The following is a 2,529-nucleotide window of genomic DNA, read 5'->3' as shown; positions in this document are numbered from 1 at the left end:
GTTCTGATGGTGTGTAATAGTCTATGTCTTCTGCTGCTTTTTCTAAACATTCTACTAATGCACATGCATCGTCTACTAGTGCGTTTGTTGCTGTTCTTCCTCCTGGCTTTTGTGCATTTATCTTTCTAAATTCTATTGGATCTATTCCTAGGTTGTTTGCTATTGTATCCATATTTTGCTCTATACAGAAATGTATTTCTGCCATACCAAATCCTCTGTATGGTCCTCCTACTGGATGGTTTGTATATACACAGTATGAGTCTCCGTGTATGTTTGGTATGTCATATGGTCCTGCTGCTGCAAATCCTGCTGATTTGGCTATGTTTACTCCGTATTCTGTGTACGCTCCTCCATCCCAAACGTATTCTACTTCTAGGGCAATGATTTTTCCTTCTTTTGTTACTCCTGTCCTGAATTTTGAATGAAGTGCCTGTCTTACGTATGAGTTACAGAACTCATCTTCTCTTGAATATGTTAATTTTACTGGCCTTCCTGTCTTCATTGATAGTGGTATTACTATTCCTTCTAGTGTCGTTCCTGCTTTGGCTCCAAATCCTCCTCCTACTGCTGGTGATATTACTCTTAGCTTGTTTAGTGGAATCCCAAATGCATCTGATAGTCCCATTCTTACTGCATATGGAGATTGACAGCTGGCCCATACTGTTAAGCTTCCATCTCTATCATATTTTGCTATTGCTACGTGGTTTTCTATTGGGCAGTGCTGAATGTGTGGAACAAAGAAGTTTGTTTCTAATATGTGATCTGCTTTTTTAAATGCTTCTTCTGCATTACCTTTTCTTAGCTTGAAGTGTTCGCTTATGTTTGTTCCTGGTATTGTATGAAATATTGGAGCATGTCTATAGTCTTCTAGCTCTGGATGTACTAGCGGTGCATCTGTTTTCATGCCTTCTACTGCATCTGTTACTGGTTCTAGCTCTTCATATTTTACTTCTATTAATTCTGCTGCTTCTTCTGCTATTTCTATTGTCTCTGCTGCTACTGCTGCTACTGCTTCTCCTCTATATCTTACTTTATCTACTGCAAGAAATGTCTTGTCTGACAGATAAAGTCCTACTTTCTTTGGAAAGTCTTTTCCTGTTGTTACTACTTTTACCCCTTGTAATTTTTCTGCTTTACTTGTGTCTATGCTTAGTATCTTTGCATGTGGATACGGACTTCTTTTTACTGCTGCATAAAGCATTCCTGGTAATTTTATGTCATCTACGTATTTTAAATCTCCTGTAACTTTTTTTATACCGTCTACTCTCGATACTCTTTCGCCTATATATTTCATATATACTCAAACCTCCCTTCGGCTATATGTTGTTCTTTTCTACTACTTCTTTTATTGCTTCAATTATCTTTTTGTATCCTGTGCATCTGCATAAGTTTCCACTGATTGCGTCTTTGATTTCCTGCTCTGTTGGATTAGGATTTTCTAATAGTAGTCCTTTTGCTGACATTATCATTCCTGGCGTACAGTAGCCGCACTGTAATGCTCCATTTGTGATAAATGACATCTGAAGCTGATCTAATTCATTTCCATTTGCTAATCCTTCTACTGTTAAAATATCTCTACCGTCTGCATCTACTGCTAACATCAGGCAAGCGTTTACCGGTTTGCCGTCAACTAGTACTGTACAAGCTCCGCATTCTCCTTGTCCACAGCCTTCTTTTGCACCTGTAAAGTCAAAATCTTCTCTTAGCATTTTAAGAAGAGTCATGTTTGGTACAACCTCATGTTCAACTCTTTCGTTATTTATTGTAAAGCATATTTTATGTTTCATCAGATTACACCCCCTATTAACCTCTTAACTGCTCTAGACTTCTTCTTACCATTACTCTTACCATTTCAAGTCTATATTCTTTTGATGCTCTTATATCATCTATTGGTCTTGCTTCTGACACTGCTAAATCAACTATTTCGCTTATTGCTTCATCTGTAAGCTCTTTCCCTTTTGCATATTCTTCAGCTTTTTTAGCCCTTATTGGAGTTGGTGCTACTGCTCCCATTGCTATTCTTATTTCTTCTCCTACTTTTACTACACTAGTACATACTGTTGAAAGGTCTACTTCTTTTCTTCTTGAGTTTTTAGTAAATACTCCTTTCATGTCCTTATATGCAGGTACTTTTATCCCTACAACTATTTCTCCTTGAGTTAAGCATGTTTTTCTTACACCTTTAAAGAAATCGTGTATTGATACTTCTCTTTTCCCTTCTTTTCCATATATCACTACAGCTGCATCTAATGCAAGTACTGGTGTTGATGTATCTGCTAATGGTGATGCGTTGCAATTGTTTCCTACCATTGTAGCTAGATTTCTTACTTGCCCAGAGCCAACTGTTTCAGCTGCATCTGCTAAAAATGTGTATTTCTCTACAACATCCTTGTTATGTGCCATGTCGCTTAATTTTACACATGCTCCAACAAAAAGCCCTTCTTTTTCATCATAGCTTAGTCTATGAAGCTCTTTTATTCCTTTTATATCTATTACTGCCTTTGGTGTTGTTAATTTTTCTCTCATCCT

At 37.3% G+C, this 2,529-nt stretch carries 3 protein-coding genes; all 3 read right to left on the bottom strand.

Features of this window, described 5'->3' with window-relative positions; all coding sequences use genetic code 11:
- Positions 1-1,294, bottom strand: a 1,294-nt coding sequence (locus HNR33_RS22715) for a xanthine dehydrogenase family protein molybdopterin-binding subunit (RefSeq protein WP_429088281.1), incomplete at its 3' end; no start/stop codon positions are given.
- Between the two features lie 22 nt (positions 1,295-1,316).
- Positions 1,317-1,787 (bottom strand): (2Fe-2S)-binding protein, encoded by a 471-nt coding sequence (locus tag HNR33_RS22710; protein ID WP_429088278.1) that lies wholly within the window; start codon positions 1,785-1,787, stop codon positions 1,317-1,319.
- A 16-nt stretch (positions 1,788-1,803) separates the two neighbouring features.
- A partial coding sequence (locus HNR33_RS22705; RefSeq protein ID WP_429088275.1) for an FAD binding domain-containing protein occupies positions 1,804-2,529 on the bottom strand: 726 nt, incomplete at its 5' end.

The sequence above is a fragment of the Brassicibacter mesophilus genome (genome assembly GCF_050433385.1).
GTDB lineage: Bacteria > Bacillota > Clostridia > Tissierellales > Proteiniboraceae > Brassicibacter > Brassicibacter mesophilus.
Note: the sequence above shows the minus strand (reverse complement) of the source record. Positions and strands in the feature narration are given on the sequence as shown.

Bases quoted from the DNA above. Each gene is read 5' to 3' on its own strand.
- HNR33_RS22710 (WP_429088278.1), bottom strand. From the start codon at position 1,787: ATGAAACATAAAATATGCTTTACAATAAATAACGAAAGAGTTGAACAT.